This window comes from Flagellimonas sp. (assembly GCF_965233845.1).
GTDB lineage: Bacteria > Bacteroidota > Bacteroidia > Flavobacteriales > Flavobacteriaceae > Flagellimonas.
Genome location: NZ_OZ247584.1, coordinates 4,363,487 through 4,387,595 on the forward strand (window position 1 = coordinate 4,363,487; position 24,109 = coordinate 4,387,595).

At 43.9% G+C, this 24,109-nt stretch carries 14 protein-coding genes; 3 read left to right on the forward strand and 11 right to left on the reverse strand.

The annotated features are described in order from the left end of the window. Window positions 1-17: 17 nt before the first annotated feature. The 3 genes from ACO6S0_RS19580 to ACO6S0_RS19590 all read left to right on the forward strand — a co-directional run bounded on the left by ACO6S0_RS19580 (window position 18) and on the right by ACO6S0_RS19590 (window position 3,883). Window positions 18-2,360 (forward strand): TonB-dependent receptor, encoded by a 2,343-nt coding sequence (locus ACO6S0_RS19580; protein WP_422349962.1) that lies wholly within the window; start codon window positions 18-20, stop codon window positions 2,358-2,360. Window positions 2,361-2,375: 15 nt separating this feature from the next. After that, on the forward strand, window positions 2,376-3,209 hold the full coding sequence (locus tag ACO6S0_RS19585) for a GIN domain-containing protein (protein ID WP_422349963.1): 834 nt from the start codon (window positions 2,376-2,378) through the stop codon (window positions 3,207-3,209). A gap of 80 nt (window positions 3,210-3,289) precedes the next feature. Further along, entirely contained in the window at window positions 3,290-3,883 is a 594-nt protein-coding gene (locus ACO6S0_RS19590; RefSeq protein WP_422349964.1) for a precorrin-2 dehydrogenase/sirohydrochlorin ferrochelatase family protein, read from the forward strand. 11 nt (window positions 3,884-3,894) lie between these two features. On the opposite strand, the gene ACO6S0_RS19595 is transcribed toward ACO6S0_RS19590, so the two are convergent. The 11 genes from ACO6S0_RS19595 to ACO6S0_RS19645 all read right to left on the reverse strand — a co-directional run bounded on the left by ACO6S0_RS19595 (window position 3,895) and on the right by ACO6S0_RS19645 (window position 24,108). After that, window positions 3,895-4,647, reverse strand: a complete 753-nt coding sequence (locus ACO6S0_RS19595; RefSeq protein WP_422349965.1) for a LytR/AlgR family response regulator transcription factor — start codon at window positions 4,645-4,647, stop codon at window positions 3,895-3,897. After that, window positions 4,644-5,345 (reverse strand): sensor histidine kinase, encoded by a 702-nt coding sequence (locus tag ACO6S0_RS19600; RefSeq protein ID WP_422349966.1) that lies wholly within the window; start codon window positions 5,343-5,345, stop codon window positions 4,644-4,646. The genes ACO6S0_RS19595 and ACO6S0_RS19600 overlap by 4 nt, the downstream gene beginning before the upstream one ends. A gap of 195 nt (window positions 5,346-5,540) precedes the next feature. Beyond that, on the reverse strand, window positions 5,541-6,530 hold the full coding sequence (locus ACO6S0_RS19605) for an ROK family protein (RefSeq protein WP_422349967.1): 990 nt from the start codon (window positions 6,528-6,530) through the stop codon (window positions 5,541-5,543). 91 nt (window positions 6,531-6,621) lie between these two features. Continuing rightward, window positions 6,622-9,957: a VCBS repeat-containing protein gene (locus tag ACO6S0_RS19610; RefSeq protein WP_422349968.1), complete on the reverse strand. Its 3,336-nt coding sequence runs from the start codon at window positions 9,955-9,957 to the stop codon at window positions 6,622-6,624. Between the two features lie 164 nt (window positions 9,958-10,121). Continuing rightward, window positions 10,122-11,810 carry a SusD/RagB family nutrient-binding outer membrane lipoprotein gene (locus ACO6S0_RS19615; RefSeq protein ID WP_422349969.1) on the reverse strand — a complete coding sequence of 563 codons (1,689 nt, stop codon included), beginning with the start codon at window positions 11,808-11,810 and terminating at the stop codon, window positions 10,122-10,124. A gap of 9 nt (window positions 11,811-11,819) precedes the next feature. After that, window positions 11,820-14,954: a SusC/RagA family TonB-linked outer membrane protein gene (locus tag ACO6S0_RS19620; RefSeq protein ID WP_422349970.1), complete on the reverse strand. Its 3,135-nt coding sequence runs from the start codon at window positions 14,952-14,954 to the stop codon at window positions 11,820-11,822. 228 nt (window positions 14,955-15,182) lie between these two features. Next, complete coding sequence (locus tag ACO6S0_RS19625; protein ID WP_422349971.1) at window positions 15,183-17,411, reverse strand: GH92 family glycosyl hydrolase; 2,229 nt, start codon at window positions 17,409-17,411, stop codon at window positions 15,183-15,185. Further along, window positions 17,408-19,753 carry a GH92 family glycosyl hydrolase gene (locus tag ACO6S0_RS19630; RefSeq protein WP_422351855.1) on the reverse strand — a complete coding sequence of 782 codons (2,346 nt, stop codon included), beginning with the start codon at window positions 19,751-19,753 and terminating at the stop codon, window positions 17,408-17,410. Before ACO6S0_RS19630 ends, ACO6S0_RS19625 begins: the two co-directional genes overlap by 4 nt. Window position 19,754: 1 nt before the next feature. Then, window positions 19,755-22,001, reverse strand: a complete 2,247-nt coding sequence (locus tag ACO6S0_RS19635) for a GH92 family glycosyl hydrolase (RefSeq protein ID WP_422349972.1) — start codon at window positions 21,999-22,001, stop codon at window positions 19,755-19,757. Between the two features lie 21 nt (window positions 22,002-22,022). Then, window positions 22,023-23,111, reverse strand: a complete 1,089-nt coding sequence (locus tag ACO6S0_RS19640) for a carbohydrate-binding family 9-like protein (protein WP_422349973.1) — start codon at window positions 23,109-23,111, stop codon at window positions 22,023-22,025. 7 nt (window positions 23,112-23,118) lie between these two features. Then, entirely contained in the window at window positions 23,119-24,108 is a 990-nt protein-coding gene (locus tag ACO6S0_RS19645; RefSeq protein WP_422349974.1) for a glycosidase, read from the reverse strand. Window position 24,109: the final 1 nt, after the last annotated feature.

Consider the following 24,109-nt stretch of genomic DNA (forward strand, 5'->3'; position numbering starts at 1 on the left):
ATCAACCAATTAAAATCATGAAAGTATTAAAATCTCGTTTCTCCATTACCCTGGGGCTGGTCTTTGCATCCATATTTTTAGGCTTCGGGCAAGATTTAAAACAAACTGTAAAAGGAAGGGTAACGGACATTGTTACCGGAAGCCCCCTAATGGGGGCCACCATTGTACTTCTCAATGTGGAACCGCAACTAGGAGTGGTGACTGATATGCAAGGTTTCTTTTCCATGGAGAATGTTCCCGTGGGGAGACAGTCCTTTAGTTGTAGTTATTTGGGTTATGAGGACGCATTGATTTCCGAAGTTTTAGTGGGATCCGCCAAGGAAATCAATCTCACCATTAGGCTCACGGAATCGTTGAACCAATTGGACGAGGTAGTGATATCTGCACGGAAAGATCAGATAAAACCCAACAATAAACTGGCCACGGTTAGTGCCCGTTCGTTTGGGGTGGAGGAGACCAAACGCTTTCCGGCGAGTATCAGTGACCCAGGACGGATGGCCTTGTCCTTTGCCGGTGTTACAAACACAGATGACACTACCAATGAAATTGTAATCCGAGGGAATGCCCCCAACCAGTTGTTATGGAAGATTGAAGGGGTGGAAGTGCCAGAACCCAATCACTTTTCGGAAGAGGGGTATTCCCCGGGAGCTGTCAGCTTGTTGAGCACTAATATGTTGGGCAACTCCGATTTTTTCACCGGGGCATTTCCAGCGGAATATGGCAATGCCACTTCGGGCGTTTTTGATATCCGATTGCGCAACGGGAATGCCGAGAACACCGAATATGCTTTTCAATTTGGAGTGTTGGGAACCGACTTGGCCATTGAGGGACCATTCTCCAAAAACTACAAAGGCTCTTACCTTGTCAATTATAGGTATTCAACCCTTACTATCCTGAACAATATCATCGAAGTATCCGAAGGATCGGTGCCCACCTTTCAGGATCTTTCTTTTAAGGTGAATTTGCCATTGGGCGATAAAACCAATTTGTCCGCATGGGGCATAGGTGGGGTAAGCGAGGACAATCAGGATAATGTGGAACAGGTAGTGCCGGATGTTTTTGAAGACGAACAGTTCGATTCCAAAACCTATATGGGGGGAATCAACATCAAACATTTTTTTAGCCCCAACACCTCCTTGGATGGGGTGCTTTCCTATTCGGGCAATCGAAGTGATTACGATTTTTCTGTGGACAACAGAAACACCGATCGATTTTTCAGGGAAAGGGATATTCTTAGGAACAGTGCCTTCAGACTGAGTGCCAACCTCAATCAAAAGTTTAACGCCAAGACCACCTTAAAAACGGGAATTGTCTATAGCCGCTTGGATTATGATGTGCTTTCGGACGAAACACGCGATACAGCAACCGAAACTTTGGTAAATGCAGATGGCAATGGCACCTTTTTGCAATTTTTCTCCCAGGCCAAATACCGATTTACCGAGAAATTCTCAACAACCTTTGGTCTGCATGCCTCAACATTTTCCGTAAATGACGATTTTGTATTGGAACCAAGGGGCGGCTTTGAGTACCGTATTGCTCCCAAGCATACGCTTAGTGCCGGGATTGGATTGCACTCCAGACGAATGCCGTTGAACCAGTATTTTATCGAAGTGGAGGATACACAGGGGAATGTTACCACCCCCAATAAAGAATTGGATTTGATGCGGGCCACCCATTATGTGTTGGGCTATGACTGGAGAGTCATTAAAAATGGGCATTTAAAAGTGGAGGTGTACTATCAGGATATAAATAAAGTGGCGGTTTCGGCCGATCCAAACAACACGGACTCTTTTTTAAACGGACAATTTATAAGTGCGGGATTGGTAGATTCTGGGAAGGCCAGAAACTATGGTTTGGAACTCACTTTGGAAAAATTCTTTTCCAATCAGTATTATTTCTTGGTGACCAGTTCCCTTTTCGATTCCCAGTATCGAGCGGCGGATGGCAATTGGTATGACAGTCGGTATAACGCGCAATACACTTTTAATGTGGTTGGGGGCAAGGAATTTAAGGTTGGAAGAAACAGCAATAACATCTTTGGGGTAAATGCCAAATTACTATGGAACGGGGGCAAAAGGGGAACTCCGGTGGACTTGGATTATTTTGACCAAACAGGTAACGTACGAATCCTTCAAGATCAAAGGAACACTTTGGAATTTGACGACTACTGGCGACTGGATACCAGCTTCTCCTATCGGATAAACAGACCCAAGGTGGCGCATATCATTTCTTTGGACATTCAAAATCTGACCAACCGGCAGAATATTGACGAAATGTTTTTCAGCACACGTACCCGGACCATGGTTCCGGAGTATCAATTGGAGCTATTGCCCTTGCTGAATTATCGTATAGAATTTTAATCAAAAACGAACATCATGAGAACAATCAAAACAACTTTGCTAGCCATAGGTATGGCCAGTTTTATGAGCTCTTGTAGCTATGAAACCATTCGGGTTTCGGATGAAGTATCCACCCGGACATACGATTTTGACAACATTACTGCACTCACCGTAGCAACCGATTTTAAGGCTTACGTGAATTTTTCGGAAACCGAGGAAGAGGTTCGGATAAAGGCCAATGACAATTTGTTCGGAAAAATAGATATCTACCAAGATGGTGGAAGGCTTACGGTAAAACTCAAGAACAACATTAACATCAAGGGAAAGGAAACCCTACAACTTTTTATAACCACAGCCCAGATCAGGGATTTTAGGGCATCTTCAGATGCAGCTATTTATTTGGACAGTCCACTGGATGCGCCCAATGTCTCTGTTGATTTAAGTTCTGATGCTTATTTTGAAGGGGATATTACCACGGAAAGGTTTGATTTTGATGCCTCCTCGGATGCCAATGCAGATGTGTTTGTGGATGCCAATAGAGCCCATTTGAATCTTTCGTCCAGCGCAAAAATGGTTGGGGAGTTTCAGGTTAACCAAGTAAATGCCAGACTTTCTTCGGACAGTCAGGTGGATTTGTTTGGAAATGTCGGGGATTTGGAGGCTACACTCAATTCCGATAGTAGATTTGAAGATTACGGTCTTGTGGTAGATGATCTAGAGATTTCCCTCTCTTCTGATAGTGATGCCTATCTTACCGTAAACAACACGATAGATGTGGAGGCCAATACAGATAGTCGCTTATTCTATAAAGGAGATGCCGAAATTGTCCGGCAAGTGCTTTCCAGTGATGGAAGGGTGATAAAAAAGTAAGGTATTGATAAAGGGGGGATTTGGTTTAGGCATACCTTTGTAAGATAAAGTATAACAAACTGTCAACAAAGACTTGAACCATGGAGCGGAATGAACTCTATCCCATTTTTTTAAAGGTAAACAACCTTAAAGTGCTCATTGTTGGTGGTGGTAATGTGGGTTTGGAAAAGCTTACATTTCTGCTAAAGTCGAGCCCTAATGCCCAAGTGCAAATGGTGGCACCGGAATTCTTGGATGCCACCCTACAGTTGGCAGAAAAACACCAAGTGGAACTGACCCAGGAAGCTTATGATGCAAAGTTCTTGGACGGTAAACATATAGTTGTGGCTTGCACGGACAAGCCTGAGGTAAATGAGCAAGTATACCATGATTGCCGTGAACGAAGCATTTTGGTAAACGTGGCCGATAATCCACCTTTCTGTGATTTTTATATGGGCGGAATTGTGACCAAGGGCAATGTAAAAGTGGCCATTTCCACCAATGGGAAATCCCCGACTACCGCTAAAAGACTCCGACAATTTTTTGAGGATGTGATTCCCGATAATATCGATGATTTGGTCAAAAATCTGAATGCCTATAGGGACACATTAAAAGGGGATTTTGAACAAAAAGTGAAAGCTCTGAACGAATTCACCAAAGGTTTGGTAAATAAATCTGGAGATGATCCTGATTAAGTGAAAGCGGTTTAGAGCCTTTTCAAGGCTTCGATCAGCTCGTCTTTTTTTCTAGGGGACAAACTCACATGCATATCATTGCTCATAATGATATAGCCCCCATCTGCTTTGATGTACTTTTTTACTTCCCTAAGGTTGATCACAAAACTGTTGTGTACCCGCATAAACTGATGTTCGGCCAAAAGATGTTCATACTCCTTTAAGTGCTTGCTTACCATGAGCTTGCTCTTGTTTCTCAAGACAAAGGAGGTATACGATCCATCGGCTTTACAGAGCACAATGTCCTCTATCTTTATAAATTCCATGCCAATGGTAGTGGCCAAACAGATCTTTTCCTGCCGGTAGGTTTCTTTGGACAGGTTTTGCATCAAGGTGTCTATCTGTTCTCGATACACATTGGTATCCATGCGGTTTCTGGCTTTTTCAACAGCTTGTTTCAGCTCGTCCAGGTCAATGGGTTTGAGCAAATAGTCCAAAGAGCTGAACTTTATGGCCTTAATGGCATATTTTTCAAAAGCGGTGGTAAATATCACCTCAAAGTTGGGGTCTTCGATTTGGTTGAGTACATCAAAACCCTGCCCGGTCTGCAGTTCAATATCCAAAAACACCACATCTGGACTTACCACCGACAAAACTTTGACTGCTTCGGAAACGTTGCTGGCGGTGGCAATGACCTTTACATCCTTGCAAAACTCCTCCAGCATGGCCTTGAGGGTTTCTCTACTTTTCTTCTCGTCTTCTACAATTACAACTTTTAGGATCATACTGCTGTTTTTAATGCGTCAAAAATTCGTATTACCACCTTGGTCCCTGCGGGATGGCCTTTGGAGTCAAATTTGTCTGTGATTTCTACGGAGTTCCTGCCCAGTTCTGACTGGCCCAATAACTCCAACCTTTTACCGGTAATTTCCATGCCCCTGGATTTCTTTTCCCTCTTGGAGTAGGTACTTGTCCGCTGGGCAGCTGCTCTTCCAACCCCATTATCTTCGATGCTACAAATTATGTTGTTTTTTTCTCTTTCAAAACTAATTGTGAGTAACTTTTCATCCTTTTTCTTGGGTAAAAGACCATGTAAAATGGCGTTTTCCACATAGGGTTGAACCAAGAGTAGGGGAATTTCCACATTGTTGGTGTCCAAATCTTCGTCCACATGTATTTCGTACTTAAAAACCCCTTCAAACCGCAAGGATTCCAATTCCAGATAGGATTTGAGCAATTCAATTTCCTTCCGCAAAACCGATTGTGTTTCTATGGAACTTTCAAGCACATTTCGGGTAAGCTTTCCAAATTTGGAGAGATACTTTAAGGCCATAACCCGATCGTTGTTCAGAATAAGATGCTGTATGGAATTGAGGGAATTAAAAATAAAATGAGGATTCATTTGCGCACGTAAAGCACTTACCTCTTTGATGGAAACCTCAACTAAACTAAACACTTTGTGACCATCAGCCGAAAAGTGCATTGCTATGTACTGTAGTCAAAAAACAACTGAACTGTAATGTCAAACTTAAAATTTAACTACTTACTACATGTCAAACTTATGATAAGGCTTTGGTTTAACCCACTCCCAATTAACGGATGGGGCATTTGAGTTCACGAATGGCCGTTTTCAATTAACGGTTGAAGTTTTGAGCTTTTGAAAATTGGAATTAAGGGCTTATAGTTCGGGTAAGTTGTTTTTGACATTTTTCCAAAAATGGCTGTCGAACACCCGAGTACATCCTATAATGGCCCCTTTTTCCATATGATCGGATATTCGGATGGGAATGGGAATCCCATTTTCATTGAGACTTGCCTGCAAGGATTGTCCAAAACAAGCATACGATTTGGAAATGTTGCCACCCATTACCAAGGCATCCGCATTGAATTTTTTCAGCCATGGGGCGAGAAAGTCCCCTAAGTCCTTTCCAAAATCCTCAAACACTTTCTGGGCAAGGGGATCAAACGTAAAGCGCTTTGCAAGCTCCCAAACTCCAGATACTTCTATTCCGCTGAGTACAGCATAGGCATTTATGCAGCCCCTTGTTGAGAAATAGTCATCGGCCATGCCGTCTTTGTAGGGAAGATTCCAAAGACAACCATTGGGTGGTACGTTGCCACCGTTTACCACAGGAATTCCATTTTCAACGAATCCAGCGCCAAACCCAGTTCCCAATGTAATGCACACTTGCCTCTTGAATCCTTCGTTTTCAGCTAGCCAAGCCTCTCCAACGGCGAAAGAGGTAGCATCGTTCAAAAAACGTATGGGTAGTGACTTGGGCGTAATCAGTAAGGGTTTTAGGTCATGGTCTATTCTGATCTCGTTTAAGGCTCCATACTTAAACCCTTCGGGATACAAGGCAATGCCCTTCTTATAGTTAAAAGGGCCTGGAATGGCAAAGCCAATACCCAGCAAAGCTAAATTACGGGAGGCATTTATGGTCTTGTTCAGCGTACTGGCCCAGATTTCCATTATCACTTCATAGGGCTCTAGATTAGCAACATGGCTGGTGGCGTAGGTTTCCTCCAGAATTTTTTTCTGTTCTACATCAACCACTGCAGAAGAGATGTGGGTGCCCCCAATATCCACTCCTACCACGTATGCCCCATTCTTGGTAGCAACGCTGGTATTGGAGGTATTTGAATCAGTTCTGGGAAAAAAAGACATGGGTTAGCAGGAATTTAAAGATTCATATTATGAAGGTTTGGGCCATTGAATAGGGTTGGACTTAATTGAGAGATTGCAGTTGATCTATACATTAGAGGGTCGGTTTTGTGGGTACGGAGATCAATTCCAAATTTTTGTTGTTCTGCCCGGCAAGGATGTGCTTTTGTCCCAAAATGTCAATGAAACTTAGGTTTTTGACATCTTCTGAAAGAAACAAGCCCGTTTTATCCGCATTGAAGGCCTCAAACTGCCCCTGCCCCATATTTTTAAGAACCATTCCGTAACCTGCATCGTTTCTAGGGGTTTCAATTTCTGATGCAAATAAATTTCCGGCCAAGATCAAATCTTGAATGCCATCATTGTCCAAATCGTGGTCCAAAATGGCATTTATGGAGGATATTTGGGCCAATTCGGGGAAGGCGACAAAATCAAAATTCCCGTTGCCGTTGTTCATCAAAACCCCACTTTTAAAGTTGTACGAAAGCAGATGCAGCGCTTCCGAAAGTTTTTCACTTCCGTAGATATCCGCAATGGTTGATTTTCCAAACAGGTCATACGATGGAGCAATCTTTTTGATGGAGGGCATTTGTTGTGAAGAGCATTCACGACCTCTTACCGGATAGAGTTCCCCAAAATTGTAATACCCCAATACCAGGTCCTTTTTCCCATTATCGTCAAAATCATGGTAATAGACTTCAAAGGGGTTTTCCTTATCGGCCTTGTATTTGTAATTCTGTCCAAGATTGCCCAATACATAATCCTCATCACCGTCGTTGTCCAGATCAAGGGCCTTTATGGAAAAATACCAGCCGGAAAGTCCGTTTAGGGAGCTTAAATCCGCTTTGGAGAAAGTCCCATTGTCATTGACCATAAAAGTGGGTTCCATCCATTCACCAACGATACTTAGGTCCAAATCCCCATCTTGATCATAATCGGTCCAGGTGGCATCAGTAACCAGTCCTAGGGTGATGAGCTCTGGGGCTGTGCTTTCCGTAACATCGATAAATTTGCCACCTGTATTTTTAAAGAGATAGCTACTGGCAGGGGCAGGATAGTCATGGGGAATAAATCTACCTCCGATAAATACATCCTTGTAGCCATCATTGTTATAATCCGCTATGCGAATTTTAGAACTGCTGACAGAAATTTGAGGGAATAAATCCGTCCGAAGCTCAAATCTGCCGTTTCTGTTTTCGTACAACCTATCTACATAGCTTGGTGCGTTTGCTTCAAACTCGTTGCCTCCTGATGCTACAATTAGATCGTTGTCGCCATCATTGTCGTAATCAAAGAACTGTGCATCCACATCCTCATACCCAGCATCTTTTTCAAAGGTTTGTGCCAGTTTAAATGTCCCATTGGATTGTTGGGTGTATAAAACTGAGGCGTTTCCTGCGCTTTGCCCTAAGTAAATATCATCCTTTTTGTCTCCGTTAACATCGGCCACAGCCACGGCAGGGCCAAAAGTCGACATCTTATGCGGCAATAGCACTTGGATGAGATAATCATCAAATTCATTTTCGGTATGGGCAAGTTCTGGAATGAGGGCTACGGATTTAAACATTTTATCCTCTAAATCTAGATTTTTCCGAGTTTGATTACCGTCGGGTTGATAGGTAATGGTTACCGTTGTATTGACATCGGGATTCAAAACTCTTTGTACTTTTTCACCGGGCCAAAGAATAAGCAATGAATCTACCGAGTTCTCCGCGCCAAGACCTGCCACAATTTTTGGAGGAACGGAGGACTGATACCCCCTTACACTATAGTTCTCGTAAACCTGTTCCTTGCCTTGGGCGTAGATTTTTACCCTGGCACCGATTCCCATGGAATTTTGTGCTGGACCTTTGAAAGTCAGTTTTAAATAATTTTTGTCTTGAAGGTCGGCGTTGTTTCTCAATAGGGTTGCTTTGGTATCAACATTGTTGATTACTATGTCCAAATCCCCATCGTTGTCCAAATCTGCATAGGCTGCCCCATTGGAGTAGGTACTCTCTGGGCTTTCAATCCATTCTTTGGAAGTGTTTTGGAAAGTAAGCCCCCCTGTATTTTTATAAAAATAATTGATGTGGGGACGATTTGGGGTTGTTTCTATCAGGTGGTTTATTTTTTCGGGATTGCTAAGGGCGTCAGGATTTTCACTAAGGTATTTTTGAAGATTGTTGTAGTAATCCTTATTTCTAAAATCCCTTTTGATACCATTAGTAATGAAAATGTCCTTTAGGCCATCGTTGTCAAAATCCACCATCAAGGGTGCCCAACTCCAATCGGTGTTGGAAATTCCGGCCATTTGACCAATGTCTGAGAAGAACGGCGTGCCTGATGAGTCAATATGGCCACTGTTTTTTTGGAGGGTGTTGTACATGTATTGGTAATGCTTTCCAGCGGCAACATTGGTATTGAATTTTTGGGGATTCATGCTGGCCATGCTGGTTTTCATCCCATAATTGTCCTCGGAAACCATATCCAAGGTGATAATATCCACCAAACCATCATTGTCAAAGTCGGCAATATCGTTACCCATGGAAAAGTTGGAAATATGGTTGGTTGCCTGCTTTACCACTTCTTTGAACGTTCCATTTTGTTGGTTGATATAGAAATAGTCCGGTTCATCGTAGTCGTTGGAAATGTAAAGGTCCGGCCAGCCATCGTTGTTTAGATCGCTTACGCCCACTCCAAGACCATAGGAAACCCCATTGGAATAGATGCCCACTTGTTTGGTCACATTGACAAACTTCCCATTTTGGTTCTCATAAAAACGGTCACCCAATGGGGAAAAGGTTTCGGTATTCCCCAATGAAAAGGTTTGGGGGTTGTGGTTCATGAGGTACATGTCCAGATCACCATCCAGGTCATAGTCAATAAATGCAGATTGTATGGAGTGGCCTGTATCTGCCAAGCCAAATCGCTCTGCTGATTCCTCAAAAACAGGAATCCCTTTTTTATTGGGGCCTTTATTTATTAATAGCTCATTTTGGAGCAATGATTTTTTCTCATAGGGTCCTGATTTGCATACATAGATGTCCAGCAACCCGTCATTGTTGATGTCCACCATATTGGTCCCAGTGGTCCATCCTTTTTTGCCAGCGGTATTGGATACGGCTGTGATATCCTCGAACTCCAAGTCGCCTTCGTTCAGGTAAAGCCTATTGTTTTCCAAATTGGAAGTAAAATAGATGTCTTCCAACCCATCATTGTTGATGTCGCCAACGGCTACACCGGCACCGTTATATACATACTCGTATAGAAAGGAATTGGTTAGCTCGTTTTCCACATTGACATTCACAAAGTGAATATTGGTGTGACCGCTATCCATGGCTTGAAATAGGAATGTAGGGTCCCCATTGTCCACCTTGCATGAATTGATCAAAGCGGGTACTGCAATGAGCATAAGGCCCATGATTCCCAAAGTTGTTTTCTTTTTCATTAGTTGAGTTTAAAAAACCATCTGCGGATGATTGTGGCTAACTTAAAAGAAGTTGTAAAAAAGTAAAGGAAGATTGCTCTTCCTTTACTTAAAATTAATTATGAATCAAACTAACTCAAACTATAAAATTAATCTACTTAATGGATCACTTTACAGTAAGTTTATTATTGCGCAAACCATAAGGTGGTGGCTTGCTCGTCAGCTCCTTGTGCAGAGACTGCTGCTCCGTAATTTGGATTTTCCTGGGCACCCGAGCCATATCTCATTCGTTGTGGGTAGGCTCCGTTAAGTTCTCCCAGGGCAAAAATGATGGGATCGGAGACACCGGCAGCCAATTCGGCAGGGTATCCGGTTTTACGTACAACGGCCCAAGCTTCAAAACCATCGGTATAGCTGGCCAACCAACGTTGCAGTGCAATTTTTTCCAATCTTTCATCTTCTGTTCCTCCGGTAATATCGGCAATGGGCTGAGCAGCATATGCAGCAGCCTCACCGGCTCCAATGCCCCACAACTTCATGGCTTCTTCAATACCAGAATTCATAAGCGCTTGTGCATCACCAGCGGCAAGACCTCTTACCACTGCCTCGGCCTGAAGGAAATAAGCTTCTGCGCTGGAAAGGATAATTTCTGGATAACCATCTACTTGCTTTCCTCTAGGTGTGATAACATCTTCAGAAGGCGTTGAGAACATATCGTATCTCATGAAGGAGTAAGTGTCACCATTTACCCGTACAGGTTGGCCAATGAACTGTCCAGATCCTACTTCGATCGTAGTGACCGTTCCGGAAGTTGACATGTTGTAGTTGGCTCCTGCGGCATCCAAGTTGGCCACTATAAAGTCCAAACGATCTTGGAAATTGGGATCTGGTGGATCGGAAGCGGCAGAGTCAAATTCAAAGCTCCCTCCTTTGGCAGGCTGTACGTATGCCGTAAGGCGTGGATCGTTGTTGTCTTTCAACAAGTTGACAAGCGTGCTTGAAACAGTCCAATCGGATCCTCCTCCAAAATCGTTCCAAACATCGCCATAAGCAGCTGATGCCCACTTACTGATCTCGAAATCTTTGATCATGGTAACGCTTCCGGAAGCAGCATCCAACAGAGGAGCACCCATTGCGGAAGTAATGGTCGCTGCTGCGAAATCATCTCCTGGAGCTCCCAATGCACGCATTCCAATTCTAAGCTTAAGCGTGTTGGCCAATCGCTTCCACTGCTGTAGGTCTCCCCCACAGTAGATGTCGTTGGAGCCTGCATCATTCACCCCAAGACCTGTTCTCTCGGTATCACCAATAATGGACATTGCTTGGTCCAAATCGGCAATAATGCCCTTATAAATGGTTGCTTGGGTGTCATAGGCCGGGGTTAAAATACCATCTACCCCTGCTTCTGTGTACGGAACCATACCAAAAGTGTCTGTGTACATTTGATAATACAACCCTTTCATGATTAGTGACATGGCATACATGTACTGGTTTTCGAACTCTCCGCCTTCCGTTGTTAGGTCAGCAAAGGATTTGATGTTTCCAAAATAACCTGCCAACCAACCATAGGTTGCATCGGTATAACTTGCATTGAAGTTATAACATAGTCCATCACTCCACCAAGAAGAATTATGTCCGAAGGTAAAGTGACCGGCAAACCTATCCGAATGGATCAGATGGGCCCTCCAATAAACAAACCGATCTGGGGCATAAAGACCCACTTGGGAACTTGTCAAAAAGAACTTGGCACTTACCTCATCGGTAAGGAAACCTTGTGTGTTTGTGTTAATGTCATCAAAGTCCTTGGTACAGCTGTTCAGGACAAACAGTGCTGTAACAAGACCGAATAACCATAATTTGTTTTTTCTCATCATTGCAATTTTTTAGAAGTTAACATTTAAACTTAAGCCTAGACTCCTTGAAGTAGGTAGGGCATAGAATAAAACACCTTGACCAAAGTTGGATGTAGAGTAGCTAGACTCAGGGTCAAAATTATCGGCCTTTTTATAGATAAAGAACAGATTCCTTCCAATAAAGCTAAGAGATGCATTTTGGATAAAAGTGTCTTTTAACAATTTATTAGGAAATTGGTAGCTTAGGCTTAACTCCCTGAGTCTGAAGTTGGTTTGGTCAAAAACATACTCAGAACCAATGCTGCTCACAGCGCCCCAGTAATCTTGTGCACTGATTGTGGTATTGTTTGGTGAAAAAGTACCGTCACCATTGTCCACTACACCTTCAACCAACACCCCGCCATCACGGAACTCCAAAGATCTTTCGGAAACCCCAGTGGCATCCATGGCAGAATCGGTGAAGGAGAATACCTCACCACCAACTCTAAAGTCAACCAATGTGTTCAAAGTAAAGTTCTTGTACCTGAAGGTATTGGTAATACCCCCAGAGTAATCTGGTTGGTAGTTACCAAACTTTTCGCGCTCAGCGGTAGCTCTTGGTCGTCCTTCCGCGGTTACAATAAGTTGTCCTTGGTCATTTCTCAACCACGTGGTGGTGTAAATATCACCAAACCCTTCGCCAACTTGTGCACGTACATCCACAACGCCGCCATTACTGCTACTGAACTGGAAGTTCTCCTGACCTTCGATCAAGCTAACCAACTTGTTCTTGTTTCTAGAGATGTTAGCAGAAATGTCCCATGAGAAATTATCGGTTTGGATCGGAGTACCCCCAATCAAGAGCTCCACACCCTTATTGGAAATTTCACCAATGTTCTCTCTGAATGAGCTAAAACCAGTACCTGGGTCTACGGGTACATCAAAAATCAAATCTTTGGTTGAAATGTCGTAGTAAGATACGTCACCGTACAATCGGTTTCCGAACAATCTAAATTCAGCACCGATCGTGGTAGTTGTAATATCTTCCGGACGAAGGCTTTCGCTGAATTTAATGTTTGGCCTGTTGATCTGTACATTGCCAAGGTACCCATCACCGGCAACGCTAAACACGTTCACAATTTGTCTGGCACCGGTATCGTTACCAACACTGGCAATACTACCTCTTAATTTCAACATGTCTATGGCCCCTCCTTGCAAGTTAAACACTTGATCAAGCAAAATACTTATGTTGGCAGAGCTGTAGAAGTACGATCTGTTTTCAGGAGCCAAAGCGGAAGACCAATCGTTTCTGGCAGTAAGGTCCAGATAAACGGCATCATCATAACCGAAAGATGCGGATCCATAAAGAGAGTTCACCCTTTTTTCAACAAGATCACTTTGACTTGCAGTCAATAGATCGGCGTCGGTATTGCTCAAGAAGTAACGCCCTGGAATCTTAAATTCAGCCCCGTTGATTCTAGCATCAATTTCGGTGGAATGTCTCAAGTTACCACCCGCATTGGCTGTCAAGTTCAACTTTTCTGTAAGATCCTTGTTGAACATGATCAAGAAATCGTAGTTGGTCTCGGTTTTGTCATTTTTGCGGAATCCGATTCGTCCACGTGGGAAGAAGTGATGGCCCACAGCCGTATATCCTTCAACATCTTGGGTTATTTGGTCTGTACCAACCCTTGCAAATGCAGATAACCAATCTGTAAATTGATAATCCAATTTAACCAATCCGGTGAACCTCTTTCTTTTGTCCCCGTTAAAGTCGTTTTGTAAAATCCAGTATGGATTTCCCCCTGAAGAAGTAGGGGCAATTACCTTAAAGGGATCTTCAGGGTTAATAGGATTTTCAGTGTCCTGGAAAACCTGAAGGTCAGCATTTCTTACGTTTCGTGCTACGGTCCACAAGTAGGCCATTACACCTTCCGTACCTTGACTAGGTCTGTTTTTGGCATCTTGTAAGAAATAGGTGGCCTTGGCGTCTATGGTCAAACGGTCACCTAGTTTTGTAAACCCTCTAATGTTAAAGTTGTTACGTTTTACATTGGAGTTGGGCAGCATGGATTCCAAATCCGAATTGGTATATGAAAATCTTACGGAAGCGTTTTCAGTTCCTCCGGAAAGTGCCACGGTATTGATCAAGCTTGTCCCTGTTCTAAAAAAGTCCTTTACATTGTTGGGTTGAGCGGAATAAGCTCTCATCTGGCCATTGTAGGCCAATTGTTGCGAACCGTCAAATCTTGGCCCCCATGAGCTGGTTGATGCAACAGCGTTTACTTGGGTTGCAAGGGGGTCACCTGGGTTAATTTGCGGGAAGTTCCCGTCAGTACCCCTACCATACTCATTTTGATATTTGGGAAGTACCAGTGGGTCTTCAAAGGTGACACTTGCGGTATAGTTGATGCCCAAACCTCTGTTCAAGGTTCCCTTTTTTGTGGTAATGATGATGGCACCATTGGCCGCCCTGGATCCATAAAGTGCCGCAGCGTTTGGTCCTTTCAGTACCGAGATAGATTCAATATCGTCCGGGTTGATATCGGAAATACCGTTACCTAAATCCGGGACACTGAATTCACCGGCACCCGCTGTGCCCAAGGTAGAGTTGTCAATTGGGATACCATCCACAACGTACAAAGGCTGGTTGTTACCGTTAAGCGAGTTGTTACCACGTATAACTACCCTAGTACCCCCACCAACACCAGAGGTTGATTTGGATACCACCACACCGGCAACCTTACCTGCCAAGGAACTGGCAACGTTGGATTCCTTTACCGTTGAAACGGCGTCTCCGGAGAGTTCGGTAACTGAGTATCCCAGGGATTTCTTTTCCCTGCTCAGACCCAAAGCGGTTACAACAACCTCGTCCAAGGATTCAACATCTTCCCCAAGGGCAACATTAATGGTTGTTTGTTGACCAACGGCTATTTCCTGCTCGGTATAACCGATGGCGGAAAACACCAAAATGGCAGCGTCATTTGAAACCGTGATGGTGTAATTACCATCAAAGTCCGTGGAAGTACCATTTCTGGTGCCTTTTTCCACAACGTTAATCCCTGGAACAGGTTCGCCTGTACCCGAGTCCGTAACGTTTCCTGAAATTCTTTTTTCCTGCGCCATTGTTGCCTGGAGGCATAAAAATGACACAAGTAGTAGAAAGTAATGAATTTTTCTGTTCATACTAAATGAGTTAGGTTATTAGTTTCTAAAGCTTAAATCAAGCTCTAAGTTCGCAATGATAAAAATTCGAATTCCTTATATATATAGGAAAAAATTTCGACTAATAACGACGCTCGCAGGCTAAAGAACATCATAGCGAAAACGTTTGAAATAAGGTTTTCCCCAAAGATTCGTGAAATTTAAGGCATAATTTGACCCAGAGTTCCCTTGAATTTCAAAGGATTAGCTTTATCGGAATTCTATGGATTTGGAATGTGTAAGTTTTTGATGGGACAGAAAATAGCTGTTGTGCTTTTTACCATCAATAACAATAGTACCCATACTCTTTTTGGCAGCTCTGGACTTAGTGCTGATAATCACCTTTTGATTGGGATAATACTTAGCATCTAAATGAATGGTGATTTTATCAAATTTGGGTCGGGTCAAGGCATAAATAGGTTGGGCTGGATTTACAGGATAAATCCCCATCATGGAAAACACGGCCCATGCACTCATAGTTCCGGTATCGTCGTTTCCTGGGAGCCCGTCGGAGCTGTTCTTAAAATGCTTTTGAAGCAAATCCGATACCGTTTGTTGTGTTCGCCATTCTTCCCCTTTTACATAATTGAAGAGATAGGGATAGGCAATATCCGGTTCGTTGGCCATATCAAATTGGTTCTTGTCAAAAACGTTTTGCAATTGTTTGGAATAGGCTTTGCCACCACCCATAAGTTTCATTAAACCCTTGGCGTCATGGGAGACCATGAAGGTGTATTGCCATGCATTGCCTTCAATAAAGCCTAGGTTCTTCACAAAATTGGCACCAGTTTCCGGATTGTAGGGAGTCAACCAACTGCCATCATCATTTTTGGGCCTCAGCAAATTAAATTCGGTGTCAAACAGTTTTCTATAGGACAGACTGCGCTTGGAAAAGCGCTTATAATCTTCTTTTTTGCCCAAAGCCTTTGCCAATTGCGCAATGGCAAAATCACTGATGTTATATTCCTGGGTGGTGGATACGGAACCACTATTGGTTGTTTTTGTGGTCAAGTAGCCTTTTTCAATATAATCCTTGATACCTGGCCGCAAGGGATTGTCTTCCAACTGATCCGCACTTTTGACCATAGCCTCATAGGCCTTCTCCACATCAAAATCCTGGATTCCTTTAAGATAGGTGTCGGCAAGGACAATACCAGCAGGGTCGCCAACCATGGTGGTTGTCTCAGTGGCATTCAGTTCCCATTTGGGCAACCAACCTGACTCGTCATAAATTTGCAGGATGCTCTTCACCATGTTGGATTGCTGCTTGGGATACACCAAACTCATGAGTTGGTGCAAATTGCGGTATGTATCCCAAAAGGAGAATACGGTATATCTGGTACCGTCCGTTTTCAAGGTTTCCCGGGTGCGCATTTTTGGGTATTCCCCATTAATGTCGTTCAAGGTGCTTGGGTGGATCAAGGTGTGGTAAAGCCCGGTGTAAAAAATCGTTTTATCATCCTGACTTCCGCCTTCAACTTCAATTCTGGAAAGATATTGGTTCCATTCTTGTTGGGTAGCTGTCTTTATATCATCAAAGGATTTACCTGCAGTTTCCTTTTCAAGATTTTCGCGAGCATTTTCAATGCTAACGTAAGACACCCCAATCTTCATTTCCACCTGGGTAGGGATTTTAAAGTCATATTGCATATAGGCGCCAATGCTATCACCCACAACCGTTTTGGTAAAACCTTCCATGAGTCGGGTTTTTCCGTTGTAACCCATCCATTGTGCTTCTACGCCTTTGTACGTAGTAGGCTTTTTCCAGGTTCCAAAGGAGGAGGCTGGTTCGGAAAATTTGGCAACGAAATATACCGGATAGGCCTCTTCGGGTTTGTAATAGCAAAAGGATCCAACACTCCTGATCCCTTCAATTTCTGTAGAGGAAACAATCTTTACCTGGGCTCCTTGTTCATTGGTAAGGCCCAAACCAAGATTTAAAAGAATGTTGGCCTGGCCAGCAGGGAAGGAATATTTACTGACCCCAGTTCGTGTTGTTGCCGTGGCCTCTACCTTGATGTTGTACGTGTCCAACTTGGAAGTATAGTATCCTACTTTGGCAATTTCATTGGAATAGGTGGAGCCGTATTTCTCATGATCGGTTTCTACCTCTCCGGTGGTTGGCATGGCAAGAATCACACCGAGCTCTGGGCAGCCCACCCCGCTCAAGTTTACATGACTGAAGCCCGTTAGGAATTTATTTTCATGAACGTAGGGCGTAGAGAACCAACGACTGTCCTTTTCCAACGGAAGGTTTTGAGACCCTGCCACATTGAAGGGAGAGACATTGGCCATTCCCCTTACAGCGATTGGGCCTGGATTGGTTGTGCCAAAATTGGAGGTGCCAATGAAGGGGTTCACATAATCAATGGCTTGGTTTTGTGCTATGGTTGCACAGCTAAAAAAAATAAGGAAATACCTTAGGAATTTTTTTTTCATCTTTCTTTGGAATTGGATAGGGAATATGGTCTGGAATCCTCAGCTATTGCCCAAGATTCGTTGGGCTCACTTCCCATGCTAAATTGTAACGTACCGCCGTTTTGTACCGTGTCTGTGGAAAGCCAAGTTTGATTAAAGCTTTTTCCGTTCAATCTGGCATTCTGAACAAAATGTTGCCCCTCGCCATTATGGGCCGCAACTACCTTAAAGGTATTGCCATTCTGCAGGTGGAGCGTAGCTTCATCAAACAGGGGTGATCCAATTACATACTGGTTGGTGGCCGGTGCTACTGGATAGAAACCCAATGCGCTAAAGACATACCAGGCGGACGTCTGACCATTATCTTCATCCCCACAATACCCATCTGGGGCTGGCGTGTACAATTTGGTCAATACTTCCCGTACCTTTTGTTGTGATTTCCATGGCTGTCCTGCGTAATTGTACAGATAGATCATGTGTTGTATGGGTTGGTTGCCATGGGCGTAGTTGCCCATATTCATGATCTGCATTTCCCGGATTTCATGAATGGTAAATCCGTAGTAAGAATCGTCATATTCCGGGGGCATGTTAAAAACTCCATCCAGCATACCGGTAAACTCTTGATCTCCTCCCATAAGGTCAATGAGCCCTTGCACATCATGGAAAACGCTCCAAGTATAATGAAGACTGTTTCCCTCCGTAAATGCATCTCCCCACTTTAGAGGGTTAAAGGGTGACTGGAAGGAACCATCCTTGTTTTTGCCGCGCATCAATTTGGTGGATGGGTCGAACAGTTTTTTGTAGTTCAGGGATTTTTGGTAATAGGTTTCTGCCAAATCATCTTGTCCCAAAGATTTTGCCATCTGGGCAATGGTGAAATCGGCATAGGCATATTCCAGTGTTCTAGCCGCATTTTCATGAATGTCCACATCATAAGGAACATATCCCAATTCATTGTAGTAATCCAAGCCTGCTCGCCCAACGCTGTTAACAGGCCTTCCATCCGGTACCGTGGCATTTTTGATGATGGCATCCAGCAAAACCTCTTTATCAAAACCTTCAATACCACTTAAGTGGGCATCAGCAATGATGGGTGCCGAGTTGGAACCGATCATACAATCCCGATGTCCGGGACTGGCCCATTCCGGTAGCCAACCTGATTCTTTGTAGGTATTGACCAATCCTTCCATGATGTTACTGTTCAGCTCGGGGTACATCATGTTGAAAAAAGGAAACACTGCCCTGAAAGTATCCCAAAAGCCATTGTCCGTGAACATATAGCCAGGTAGAACTTGGCCGTTATATGGGCTGTAATGCACAATTTGATTATTGCTATCGAACTCATAGAATTTTCTGGGGAACAACAACACACGATACAGGCAGGAATAAAAGGTGCGCAGATGGTCAATATTGTCGGTGCTCACCTCAATGCGGCTTAATTCTTTCTCCCATGCCTTGGTTGCTGCATCCCTGGTTTCCTTAAAAGTTTTGGAACCAATTTCCCTGTCCAGATTGAGTTGGGCCTGCTCCGGACCAATAAACGAGGAAGCCACCTTTACATGGACGGCTTCACCTCTTTTGGTCTTGAAACCAATTATGGCCCCAACATGTTCTCCATGGCTTTCTGTAGTGTTTTCTTGTAACGACCAGTCATCTCCCCAAGTATGGGTAATTTCAAAATCCTTATCAAATTCAGCTACAAAGTAGTTGTGGAAATTTTCCGGTACCCCACCACTGTTGTTACGGCAGAAGCCTATAATTTTTCGTTCTTCCGGCAACACCTTGACCATGGACCCTTTGAAAAATCCATCCAAGAGAATAAAAGCTTGATCGGTTTCCGGAAAGGTGAAACGAAAATGGGCAGCTCTTTCTGTGGGGGTTACCTCGGCCACCACATCATAATCGGCCAAATAAACACTGTAATAATCTGGACGAACCGTTTCGGCCTTGTGCGAAAAATGAGAAGCGCGTTCCTCCTCTTTGTATTTCAATTCACCAGTAACTGCCATTAATGAAAAGGCGGCATAATCATTGATCCAAGGACTGGGTTGGTGCGTTTGTTTGATGCCGCGAATTGTCTTTTCATCGTATTTGTACGTCCAACCATCTCCCATTTTGGAGGTCATTGGGGTCCAAAAGTTCATGCCCCAGGGCGTAGCGATGGCCGGATAGGTATTCCCATTGGACAAGCTAAAATCCGAATCGGTACCCATCAATGGGTTCACATAAGAAAGGAGTTCTTTTTTCGTCTTTGGTGTATCATTGGAATCTGTGGTTGTTTGATTTCCGCAGGAAACGAACAGCAGGACCATCCAAGCCATTGCAATTCCTTTTGCCAAGTAGTTTGTCATTATCAGCTTCATGTCATCTATAAATTTTATTGGTTTCTGGGGAGGTTCTGTTTTTTTCATTGGCCAACTTTGGGTCGTTGGTCAATTTGAATTCCAAAGTACCTCCAGAAGTAATTTCTTTATGGGTAATGTAATTTCTATCCAAGACTGCCCCGTTCAGGGAAACGTGCTCCACATATTTCAGCTCTGGCGCACCTAGAGCTTTTATGGTAAAAGACTTGTTATCTTGAAGGATAAGTGTTGCCTCTTCAAACAACGGGATCCCGAGGTCATAAGCTCCTTGGGCCGGGTTAACGGGATAAAATCCTAAGGCGCTGAATATATACCAGGAGGACATTTGCCCACAGTCTTCATTTCCACAATGTCCGTTGGGTTCGTTTTTGTATTGATTTGCCAATATTTCCCGAACTAATTTTTGGGCCTTGGCAGGTTGGTCAATATAATTATAAAGATACGAAACATGGTGACTGGGTTCGTTCCCGTGCGCATACTGGCCAATCATTCCCGTGCTGAACAAGGGGAGCTTGTCATCAGGTTCGGGGGCGTAGCTGAACATGGAATCCAATTTTTGGGTAAAGCGCCCACTTCCGCCAGTTTTGGAAATGAGACCATCTATGTCTTGGGGCACAAACCAATAGTAATGCCACGCATTGCTTTCACAGAAATAGGGGGTGTACTCTTTGGGAACAAAAGGTTCTATAAATTTCCCATTCGTGTCCTTGGGTTGCAGCCATGACCTTTTTTCGTTGTAAAGGTTCTTCCAATTTTGGGAACGTATCAGAAAACGTCGGTAATCTTCCATTTTTCCCAAATCTTTGGCAAACATGGCAATGCACCAATCATCAAAAGCATATTCCATAGTTTTGGAAACCGACCAATTTTCATGCTGGTCATCCACGGGGATATAGCCCAAATCCTTGTAGATGTCGATTTGCCTGTCGTTGACCATGGCACTTTCGCGGCAAGCTTGGTAAGCCAGTTCCGAATCAAACTCGAACCCTTTAAAATAGGCGTCTACGATTACTGGAACTGCATGATAACCTATCATCATATGGGTCTCACTTCCCTGCATGGACCAAACTGGTAACACTCCCGTTTCTTGGTAATGGGCCAGAAGGGATTTGACCATATCCGGAACCCGTTCCTGTTGCACAAGAGTGTACAAGGGATGTGCTGCCCTAAAGGTGTCCCAGAGCGAGAACGTATCATATCTGTTGAATCCGGCAGCTTTGGCCACGGTATCTGTTTGAGGAAGATGCTTCCCTTGGGTGTCATTGGCTGCCTTGTATTCCCCGTTGATATCACTATATAGGGTAGGGGCTAGCATGGACTGGTACATCATGGTATAAAAAATGGCCTTTTGGTCTTTGCTGGCGGTGCCGATTTGTATCTTCTGAAGTTCCTTTTCCCAGCTTACTTCTGCTTGGGAACGAATGGCGTCAAAATCCTTATTCGCCTCAATTTGAATGGCCTTTCCGGCCGCGTCACTGCTCACTGAGGATAAACCGGTTTTAACAACGATTTGCTCCCCATCTTCAAGGGCATAGTCCAAGCTTATTTTGGATGACGTCTGATCTCCGCTGATTTCGTAAGATGCAAACGGTTTGGAAAATTGCATTTCAAAATACAGTTTTTGATTACGGGCCCAGCCATTGGACATGCGATGCCCTTGTAAGGTCGAGTCATTGGCAACCTCGATGAAAGTGTCCGTGGGGCTGTCCCAATTTAGACTGTACCCCAGGTCCACATGGATTTGGGTTTGCTCATCCTTGGGAAATGTATAGCGATGAACGCCCACTCTGGCGGTTGCCGTCATTTCGGCTTTTATGCCATAGTCCAACAGGTCCACCCAATAATAGCCTGGAGATGCGCCTTCCCTGGCGTGGTCAAAGCTGGAGTAGGGTTTGAAATTGTTTTCTGGGATACGACCCGAAAACCTGCTGTTGGTGGGCATCACCAAAATATCATACAGATCTCCGGCCCCTGTTCCGGTTAAATGGGTATGTGAAAAACCGGTGATGATGGAATCCTGATAATAATAACCTGCTATCCGGTCCCATCCTGGAATGCCAATGTCGGGGCTCAGTTGTACCATACCGAATGGGGTGGTGGCACCAGGATAGGTATTTCCAGGACCATCCGTTCCGATAAAGGGATTGACATAGCCAATCAGCTGTTCGGTGGACTTGTCTTTTTCGGGTTGGGGGTTGCAAGCGAACACTAAAAACAACAACCCTATGTGCAAGTGACCGAACTTCATGGTCTTATTTTTTGAACTGTATTATTTACTGAGGACCCTGAACTTACCGTTTGAATCTACAGCCAAGGTATTTTTGGAAAAAGGGCTTTTGGTCCAAATGGTAAATCCTGTTTTATGCTTTTCCAGCACAACCCTTACCTTTTTCCCGAAAATTTCCTTGGAATCCGTGAAAAGTTCACCATCTGCCGACTTCCATTGCACTTTGTCTTTTTGTTGTATCAAATCGCGATATAACTCATACAGGTACCATTTAACATGATCATCCTTGGGGATTTCAAATTTTTCTGGGGTACTGCCCACTTCGTTTTCGGAAAAATATACGTAGCCCCATCTTTCCGGTTCATGCATATTGATAACATACTGTGGAGACCATACCCAATTGTATTCTGGGAAATGTTTGCCGGTTTTTGGATCTTTCTTTCTGGAATATTTCCCATCCGTGATATTATGATCCCAATTCACCCTTGAAAATCCGACCCTCCAAAATTTTCCTTTTGGAACATTGTCTTGGTAATAACCGGTGCGCAGGTCCTTAAAGGGAATGGCTATTTCCAAGGTCCATCCTTGGTCAATGTCAGAAGGATCATTCAGTGTTCCCTGTACGGCAACGGCAGATTGCATTCCCAGAGCTTCCCATCCATTGATGGTTTCGTTACCTGCTCTGTAGGGAGCGGTGATGTATTGGTCCCAAACCGTATTCAGTACATTCCACTCCAGTTCATAATACCCATGCACGTCTCCTTCAGGATCTATAAACACCTCAAAATCATTGTTGTGGAAAATCACCGCATCATGTTCGGTAATGTCCCCCCAAACATGTGGTTCCTTCATTTGGGCAAAGAAGTAGATATTGGTCTCATCCCAAAGCATCTTGACTTGGGTGTCGTAGGTAGGTTTCTTAACACCTTCAATGTCGATAAACAAATCGGACCAAGGTGCATTTTTCCATGAAACTTCGTCAGCCTGCCCATCAATTTTTATGGTTTCTGCTGCCTTATAGGCAACATATTTCCTAGGGGTTTCTTGTGCAGATAGCAGTGTGCATCCTATATACGGGAAGAATAGAATGAAACTGATCAGCTTTTTGTATTGTCCTGAAAAATCTTTCATGGCGTTTTTACAAACTATTTTCTTTGGTGAATTTTATTATCTCGGATATCCGCCCAAAAGCTAAGGCGGTAACGGTGTCGGCAGCGCCATAATAGATGGCTACCTTGTCTTCTTCAATACTGTGCAAGCTAGCGCATGGGAACACCACATTGGGGACGTCTCCAACACATTCGTATGAAGTTTGGGGCGAAATAAGATAAGGTTGGGTCCTATACTTTACTTGATCGGGTTGGTCCTTGTCCAGAATGGCCGCACCCATGGAATATCGGAAACCATTACAGGTGTTGATAACGCCGTGATAGAACATGAGCCATCCTTCATCCACTAAAATGGGAACCGAACCAGCTCCAATTTTGGTGCACTGCCAGGCACTGTCCCCAAATGGTGAGGCCTTCATGACGCAACGGTGCTCGCCCCAGTACTTCATATCAGGGCTATAACTGATGTAAATATCCCCAAAGGGTGTATGGCCATTATCGCTGGGTCTGCTGAGCATGGCATATTTACCATCTATTTTTTCTGGGAACAGTACGCCGTTTCGGTTGAAGGGCAAAAACGCGTTTTCACATTGGAAAAACTCCTTAAAATCAAACGTGTATCCAATCCCAATGGTTGGACCATGGTAGCCATTGCACCAAGTGATCCAGTACCGATCCTCGATAAAGGTAACCCTAGGGTCGTATTTGTAATCGGAATCTATCATGGAAGTGTTGCCCGCTTGAAATGAAACAGGACTGTGATTGATGTCCCAGTTTAGTCCATCCTTGCTAAAACCGGCAAAGATGTTCATTTGTACGGCTTTATTGTCACATCTAAAAACCCCGGCATAGCCCCCTTCAAATGGAACCACTGCACTGTTGAAGATGCTGTTTGAGGAAGGAATTGCATTCCGTTCAATAATAGGGTTATCGCTGTATCGCCAAATTACATCTGTATTGCCTTCCGGTCTTTCTTGCCAAGGAATTGTATTCACTTTTTCCAATGTTTGATATGCCATA